The 7,830-nt window shown below is 72.2% G+C and carries 6 protein-coding genes; 3 read left to right on the top strand and 3 right to left on the bottom strand.

Annotated features, from left to right (window positions below):
• The 3 genes from HNV26_RS36160 to HNV26_RS36150 all read left to right on the top strand — a co-directional run.
• Window positions 1-167: MYXO-CTERM sorting domain-containing protein (locus tag HNV26_RS36160; protein WP_253817373.1), on the top strand; the 167-nt coding region annotated here is incomplete at its 5' end.
• 45 nt (window positions 168-212) lie between these two features.
• Window positions 213-2,000 carry a bifunctional metallophosphatase/5'-nucleotidase gene (locus tag HNV26_RS36155; RefSeq protein WP_171445401.1) on the top strand — a complete coding sequence of 596 codons (1,788 nt, stop codon included), beginning with the start codon at window positions 213-215 and terminating at the stop codon, window positions 1,998-2,000.
• A gap of 221 nt (window positions 2,001-2,221) precedes the next feature.
• Window positions 2,222-2,620, top strand: a complete 399-nt coding sequence (locus HNV26_RS36150) for a hypothetical protein (RefSeq protein ID WP_140865253.1) — start codon at window positions 2,222-2,224, stop codon at window positions 2,618-2,620.
• Between the two features lie 74 nt (window positions 2,621-2,694).
• Here HNV26_RS36150 and HNV26_RS36145 read toward each other — a convergent pair whose 3' ends face one another.
• From HNV26_RS36145 to HNV26_RS36135, 3 genes are all read right to left on the bottom strand, one after another.
• Window positions 2,695-5,472, bottom strand: coding sequence for an Hsp70 family protein (locus HNV26_RS36145; protein ID WP_171445402.1), 2,778 nt, complete (start codon window positions 5,470-5,472; stop codon window positions 2,695-2,697).
• A 25-nt stretch (window positions 5,473-5,497) separates the two neighbouring features.
• Window positions 5,498-7,360 (bottom strand): Hsp70 family protein, encoded by a 1,863-nt coding sequence (locus HNV26_RS36140; protein ID WP_171445403.1) that lies wholly within the window; start codon window positions 7,358-7,360, stop codon window positions 5,498-5,500.
• Between the two features lie 61 nt (window positions 7,361-7,421).
• Window positions 7,422-7,830, bottom strand: a 409-nt coding sequence (locus HNV26_RS36135) for a DUF2760 domain-containing protein (RefSeq protein WP_171453000.1), incomplete at its 5' end; no start/stop codon positions are given.

Raw genomic sequence — 7,830 nt, 5'->3', positions numbered from 1 at the left:
ACGGTGGCCCGGGGGACGGAGGGGGCACCGGTGGTCCGGGGCCCACGCCAGGCCCGGGCAATCGTCCCGACGAGTCGGGCTGTTCGTGTGCTTCGGCCTCCGTGCCGGCCACCGCTGCGTTCGCGTTGCTCGCCCTGGTGCGGGTGGGGCGTCGCCGTCGCGACTGAAGCGCGTTGCCAGCGGGCGCGCGCCGCGCTGAAGTGCGCGCCCTCATGCGTTTCTCTCGACTCATCGCCCTCGCGTTGGCGTGCGGGGCCACCACCGCGTGCTCCGGCCTCTGGACACGCGGCGCGCCGCCGGAGCCCATCCGCATCACCCTGGTGGGCATCAACGACTTCCACGGACAGGTGGAGCCCCATCGCACGCCACTGAAGGACGGCCAGGTGGTGGAGGAGGGCGGCGCCGCCACGCTCGCGGCCTATGTGGCGCGATTGCGCGCGGCCAACCCGGGCGGCGTGGTGCTGCTGGACGCGGGCGACATGTTCCAGGGCACGTTGCCTTCCAACCTCACGGAAGGGGCCGTCGTCATCGACGTGTACAACCACTTGGGGGTGGATGCGGCCGCCATCGGCAACCACGAGTTCGACTATGGCCCCGTGGGGCCGGGTTCCATGGCGCAGCGGCCCGGGGATGACGCGCTGGGGGCGCTCAAGGCGCGCATCGGCCAGGCGAGATTCCCCATGTTGTCGGCGAACCTCCGCGAGGCCTCCACCGGCGCGCGCCCCGGCTGGACGGGCAATGACGGCACGTACCTGATGAAGGTCAAGGGCGTGAAGGTGGGCATCATCGGGCTCTCCACGGAGGCCACCCCCAAGGTCACCAATCCCGCCAACGTGTCGTCCCTGCGCTTCCTGCCCCTGGCGCCCGCCGCGCTGGAGGCGTCCCGTTCCCTGCGCGCGCGCGGCGCGGAGGTGGTGGTGGTGGTGGCGCATGCGGGAGGAAAGTGCGCGGACTTGAGCAACCCCCGCGACACGTCGAGCTGCGACGAGGGCGACGCGGAGATTCTGTCGATGCTGAAGCTCCTGCCGCCGGGCACGCTCGACGCCATCGTGGCGGGGCACACCCACCAGACGATGGGCCACTTCTTCGCCCAGGTGCCCATCATCGAGACGACGGGGCTGGCGCGCTCCCTGGGGGTGGTGGAGCTGTTCGTGGACCCGGACAGTCGCCGCATCCTGCCCGAGCGCACCGTCATCCAGGCCGCCATTCCCCTCTGTGCGAAGGTGGACGCCACCCAGGGAACGTGTGACGGCCGCCGCCTGCGCAACGCGCCCCAGGTGCGCCTGGAGCCCGCGTCGTTCATGGCGGAGCCGGTGGTCCCCGACGCGCAGGTGGCGCCGCTGCTGGCGCCAGCGCTGGAGCTGGCACGGGAGGCGCAGAATCGCCAGCTGGGGCTCGTGGCGGCCACGCCCCTGGCCCGCGGCTACACGGAGGAGGGCGCGCTGGGCAATCTGGTGGCGGACGTGCTGCGTGCGTCGGCCAACGCGGACGTGGGGCTGATGAACCCGGGCGGCGTCCGCGCGGACCTGGCCGCGGGGCCGCTCACCTTCGGTCAGGTGTTCGAGGCGCTGCCCTTCGACAACACGGTGGCCGTGGCCACCCTGACGGGCCCCGAGCTGTCCCGGTTGCTGCACCTGGCCTATGGCAACGACATGGGCTCCGTCTTCGCCGTCTCCGGCCTCGAGGTGACGCTGGCGCGCTGCCCGGGGCCTGGGCGGTTTTCGGGAGTGGCCCTCACCGGCGGTCAGCCGCTCATGCTCGACCCCCGCAAGATGTACCGGGTGGCCCTCCCGGACTTTCTGGCGCGAGGCGGTGACGGGTTGGAGCCCCTCTTGAGCACCGTGCCACCGGAGCGCATCGAGATGACCCCCGTCGACGGGCTCGACTTGCGCGAAGCGCTCGTCGCCTACGGGAAAGCCCGGGGCGGCACGCTGGAGGCCCCCGACTTGGGGCGTGTCCGCTACACGGGTGTAGCAGAGTGTCAGCAGGAGGCGCGCTGAGCGCGTCCCGGCTGAAAATTCGGACGACGGCTGATCCGCTGGGGGTGAACGAGAGGACTCACCCCGGGGGGAGGGCACAGAAATCGCGCCGGGGGCCGATTTTTCGGCCTGGGATCAGTTTCCAACGGGAAGCGGAGGTCCTACTCTAGTCCCTGCGAGTGTCCACTCCGAGGTGGCCCAGGGCCTGCGTGGGTGGACTCCCGTGAGCTGGAGGAACCGACATGCTCTACAAAGTGACCCCGATGATGGCGCCGCCTGCGCCTGAGAAGGCGAAGCAGCGTGAACCGGGGCAGGGCCAGCCGCGCAAGCGTCGCAAGTCCGCCGTCTACGACGCGGATGGTCAAGAGGTGCTCATCTCGCTGATGTGCATCAAGTGCAAGACGCTGAAGCCGCTGGCGCAGTTCGGCCTGCGGAAGATGGCGGATGGCGCCATCCGGAATCAGCCCTGGTGCCGCACGTGCCGCTCGGGCGCGGGCAGCAAGAAGCCCAAGGCGGGCAAGGACGCCGCTGCCGCCGCGCCGGTGGAAGAGGTGGCCCCGGTGCTCCAGGTCGTGCCGGCCGCCGCGAGCCCCGAAGCGGGTGAAGCCCCCGCCGAGCCTGTCGCCGCGGCGCAGGGCTGAGCCTCCGCCGCTGTCCCAGCTCCCGGGGGCTGGACCTTCCAGGTCCAACGCCCGCGGGAGCATGCCTTCCAGGTCTACGACAGCCGCAGACCGGCGGGGAGCGTGTCCCCGAGCGCGCGAGCTTCGTCCGCGGCTTCCAGCGCCACGACCTCGCGCACCATCCGCACCCAGGTCTCGGAGGCCTTCGCCGCCAGCAGGGCCTGGGCCGTGCGCTCGCGCAGGTCCGGGTCCAGATCTCGCGTGCGATCGCCCGTGAGCCGGGCGAGCTGCGCCGCCGCGAAGGACGCGCCGTCAATCTTCCGCAGGTCCAACTCCAGCAGCAGCGTGAGCCAGGCCTCGGCCGTGTCCACGTCCACCACCTTGTGGCTGCTGCCGTACAGGGGCACGCGCGCGCCCAGCCGCCCCAGGGACCAGGCCCACGGGCCGCCGGACTTCGCCTCGGCCTTGAGCCGCGCGGCAATCCACCGGCCCAGCTCCGCCTTGTCACCCGGTTGCAGGTGCTCCAGCGAGGCCGCGGTGCGGACCATCTCCTCCAAGCCCTCGGGCTGGATGCCCTTGAGCTTCCCCGGCGGGGGCGCGTCCGGCGGCACCTTCCGCGCCAGGTGGGGCTGGAGGTACGCGTACAGCTTCTGCTGCCGCGCCTCGTCCAGTCCACCCGCGATGCGGCGCCACATCACCCAGAACTCCGTCCACACCGCCTTGTCCGTGTGGTGCTGCACCAGCGCGTCGAACAGGCCGAAGGTCTGCTCCGCGCGCCAGCCGTCCAGCGGGTAGCCGAAGCCCGGCCGGAGGCTGAAGCCGGTGAGGCTGTAGAAGACGCGCTCGTGGTCCTCCGAGCGCCGGCGCTTGCTCGCGCCCGCGAAGAGGGTGCTCCACATCTCCCGCAGCACCGGCACGCGCCACGTCTCACGCGAGCCCAGGGCCTTCTCCAGCGTGCGCCCGAGCTGCTTCACGTCCTTGGGGCCAATGGGCAGCGGCTTGTTGCCGTAGACGCGCTCGATGTTGTCCTTCGCCTCGACGAAGCGCGCGGGCATGGACTCGGTGACGGTCAGCTCGTGCGAGCCGCCGGTGCCGCGCAGCTCGAACTCCAGGCGCCACCGCTCGTCCGCGACGTTGGACACGCAGTACAGCTCCAGCGTGCCAATCTCCGTCAGCGCCGCCTGGAGGTGCACGGGCACTTCGGCCACCTTGTTGGAGGCGCCCTTGAGCAGCGTGTGGATGGGCGGCAGCGGCTTGAGGTCCTCCGCCAGCGGCACCAGGTCCCCGGGCTTGTCGATGCGGTCGCTGGTGGTGGAGTAGAGCTGGAACTGCACCGGCCGGCCCAGGGTGAGCGAAAAGGGGCGCTCGCCCAGGTCCACCTTCTGGCCTTCCTCGAAGCCGCGGGGGATGAGGCACAGCGCGGGTTGCTCGGCGCTGTCCGCCGCGCGCTGCAGGCCCACGTAGTAGGCACGCGCCGCGCCGCCACCGATGCGCAGGCCGTGGCCGCGCCGCACCAGGCCGTAGTACGCGGCGCCCCGGGCCACCGCGAGCTCCAGCGACTCGTGCCGCAGCAGGGGAATGCGCGGCGCGTTCGGCCACCAGGCGGAGAGGGCCTCCACCAGCCGCTCGGAAATCTGGGGCGAGTTGAACACGCCGCCGTTGAGCAGGATGGCGTCCGGCCGGGGCAGGGCGCCCTCCGCCGGCGCCGTCTCGCCCAGCGCGGCGAAGCCCGCCGCCGCGTGCTGCGCGAGGAAGGCCGCCATGTGCCGCGTCACCGCCGCGTCCTGCACGTAGGGCAGGCCCAGCTCCTGAAGCGCCATTCGCGCGGCGCGGCGTGGCCTGTCAGCGGGTGTGGTGAGGGGGAAGAAGCCGTCCAGCACCAGCGCCTGCGCCTCGTCGCGCGTCAGCTCCGTGGACAACGTGCCGCCCAGCAGCTTGCTGCCGCCGCTCACCAGCGACACGCCGTGCTTCTCCGGCGGGGCGAGGCCGAGCAGCGCCTCCTTCGCGGTGCGCGCGGCCTGGATGGCCTGTGTCCACTGCGTGGCGGACAGGCGGCGGCCGTCCGTGAAGAGCTTCTCCTCCACCCGGCGCGCCAGCGCGGCGTCCATGTTGTCGCCGCCCAGCATCAGGTGGTCGCCCACCGCCAGTCGCCGCAGCATGGGGCCTTCGGGCGACAGGCCCGCGTGCACCAGCGTGAAGTCCGTGGTGCCGCCGCCCACGTCCACCACCAGCACCAGCCGGACGTTGGAGAGCGTCTGCTCCAGGTCCGCCCGGTGGCGCGCGGTGTAGTCGTAGAAGGCCGCCTGGGGCTCCTCCAGCAGGGTGAACTTCTCCAGGCCGGCCTTGCGCGCCGCGCTCACCGTGAGGGCGCGGGCCGCTTCGTCGAAGGAGGCGGGGACGGTAATCACCACCTCCTGCTTCGACAGGGGCGCGTCCGGGTGCGCGTCATCCCACGCGCGGGCCATGTGCGTCAGCAGCAGGGCGCTGGCGTCCACCGGGGACAGCTTCTGGACGTCCGCGGGCGCACCCCAGGGGAGGATGGGCGCGGAGCGGTCCACGCCCGGGTGGCACAGCCAGCTCTTGGCGCTGGCCACCAGCCGCCCCGGCACGCGCGCGCCCTGCCAGCGCGCCAGCTCACCCACCACCCATGGGCCGCCGTCATCCCCCCAGGGCAGCGTGAGCGAGCCCTCCGCCAGCTCGTGGCCGGCGGGCACGTACACGGTGGAGGGCAACAGGGCCCGCGGGGCCACCTCGCCCTGACGGACGAGCTGCGGAAGGGCGAAGTCCTCCACGGGGGCACCCGCGCCCCGCGAGGGGTCCACGGATGCCACGGCGCAATGGGTGGTGCCCAGGTCGATGCCAACGATTCGCATACGCCTCCGATTGACGGATGGCTTTCTACTCCTTCATGCGGACGTTGAGTTCCAGCTTCCAGCGCCCGGGGCCATCCTTCTCCAGGCACCGGAGCTCCAGCGTCCCCACCTCCGTCACCGCCGCCTGGAGGTTGACGGGCGTCAGGTCGCTGAAGACGGAGGGCTGGCCAGGCATGGTCGTCTCGATGGGGGCCAGCTCCTCCAGCCCGCCGCTGGCCAGCTCGGTGTCGACGTCCTCCAGCATGACGCCCACCTTGTCGTCGCGCCGCAGGGAAGAGGAGAAGAAGCGGAAGCGGGTGGGCTCACCGGTGACGAGCCCGAACTCCAGGGGCGGGACGTCCGCCTGCGTGCCTTCCTCCATGCCGAAGGGGGCCACGCAGAGCGCCTTCACGGGCGGCTCCATGCCGGGCACCGCGGGCATCGCCGTCTCCACGCCCACGTAGTAGGCGCGGGCCGTGCCGCCCCGGATGCGCAGGCCGTGGCCCTGGCGCACCCAACCGTAATAGGCGGCGCCGCGCGCCACCGCGAGGTCCAGGTCCGCGCCCTCCAGCGCCTTGGCGGGCGCTCCGCCATCCGCCGTGAGCCAGCCGTTGAGCACCTCCATGACGCGCGCCTTCAGCGGGCCGGCCTTGAAGACGCCGCCGTTGAAGAGCACCGCCGTGGGGTGGAGGAAGGCCTTGCCGCTGACGTCCACCGGCGCGTCCGGGCTGGACGCGAGCGCCTGCGCCTGCCGGGTGAGGAAGGCGGCCAGGTGACGGGACACTCCGGCGTCCTGGGCGTAGGGCAGCGCCATCTGCGCCAGGCCGGTGCGGCGCGCGGTGCGCGGCAGCTCGGTGACGGGCGTCACGGGGAAGAAGCCGTCGGTGAGGACGCGGTCCAGCTCCTCGCGCGTCAGCTCCGTGCGCAGCGTGCCGCCGATGAGCGACGAACCCCGGCCGGGGATGGCGATGGGCGCGCGCTCCAGGGACGGGTCGGCGTAGAGCGCCTCCTTCGCCTGGCGGCAGCCATGGGTGAGGGCGTTGAACTGCCAGGCGTCCAGCTTCTTGCCCTCGGCCGTCATCCGCTGGTTCAGCGTGTGCGCCAGCGCCAGGTCCATGTTGTCGCCGCCCAGCAGGATGTGGTCGCCCACGGCCACGCGCAGCAGCTCCAGGTCACCGGCGTTGTCGCGCACGGTGATGACGGAGAAGTCGGAGGTGCCGCCACCCACGTCCACCACGAGGATGACCTCGCCGGGCTGCACCTGCTTGCGGAAGTTCTCCCCCATGGCCTCCAGCCACGCGTAGAGCGCGGCCTGGGGTTCCTCCAACAGGGTGATGTTGGGGATGCCCGCGGCCTTGGCGGCCTCCAGCGTCAGGTCGCGCGCCGCCGCGTCGAAGGAGGCGGGGACGGTGACGATGACGTCCTGTTCGGCCAGGGCGTTGCCCGACTCCTCGCGCTCGCGGGCGAAGGTGTGGTCCCACGCGTCCTTGAGGTGGCGGAGGTAGCGCGCGGAGGCGTCCAGCGGCGACACCCGTTCCACCTCCTCGGGGGCCTGCCACGGCAGCAGCGCCGCGCGCCGGTCCACGCCGGGGTGGGACAGCCAGCTCTTGGCGGAGGACACCAGCCGGGTGGGCACCTTGGCGCCGTGCGTGCGGGCGAACTCACCCATCAGGGTGCTGGCCTCCGGCTTCCACGGCAGCGCCAGGCTTCCGGCGGGGAACTCCTGCGCGGAGGGGAGATAGAGGAAGGAGGGGAGCAGCGGGCGGGCCTCGACGGTACCGGGCGCGGTCAGCTGGGGGACGGGCAGCATGGACTGCGCGCCGCCGCGGGGCTTGCCCTCCTCCAGATTGAAGTAGGACGCCGCGGAGTGCGTAGTGCCCAGGTCGATGCCAATGGAATAGCGGGCCATATCGGACGAGAACTCCTGGAAGACGCGGGTTTGTTCGCGCGGTGAGGCCGTGGTGGCCGGCTCAGGAAAGCTCGACCTCCGCGGGAGCAAGCACGCGCGGGTCGATGGCCGGGCTGACGGTGGGCAGCTTCACCGCCGTCGTCAGCCAGCCGTGGTGACGCAGGATTCCGTTGTAGGGCGGCTGGCCCGCCACGTTGCCGGTGAGGCGGATGCGCTGGGCGTCGAACCCGACGGGCACCGGCACCGAGTCCCCTTCCGACTGGGGCAGCACCCGCTCCAGCGTCAGGTAGGTCTGGGCCACCTTGCGGCAGCCCTCATGGACGATGCGCGCCGCCGCGCCCACTTCCGCGTCGGAGAAGGCGGAGACGTTCTCCTGGAGGAAGTCCACGAAGCGGCCCTCTCGCTGGAGCATGCCCAGCAAGGACAGGGCGCTGGCGTGCTCGCGCTCGGGGGGAAGGGCAGGGGGGCGC

This window comes from Myxococcus xanthus (genome assembly GCF_013116825.1).
Classification (GTDB): domain Bacteria; phylum Myxococcota; class Myxococcia; order Myxococcales; family Myxococcaceae; genus Myxococcus; species Myxococcus xanthus_B.
This window is presented reverse-complemented; position numbering and strand designations above follow the sequence as displayed.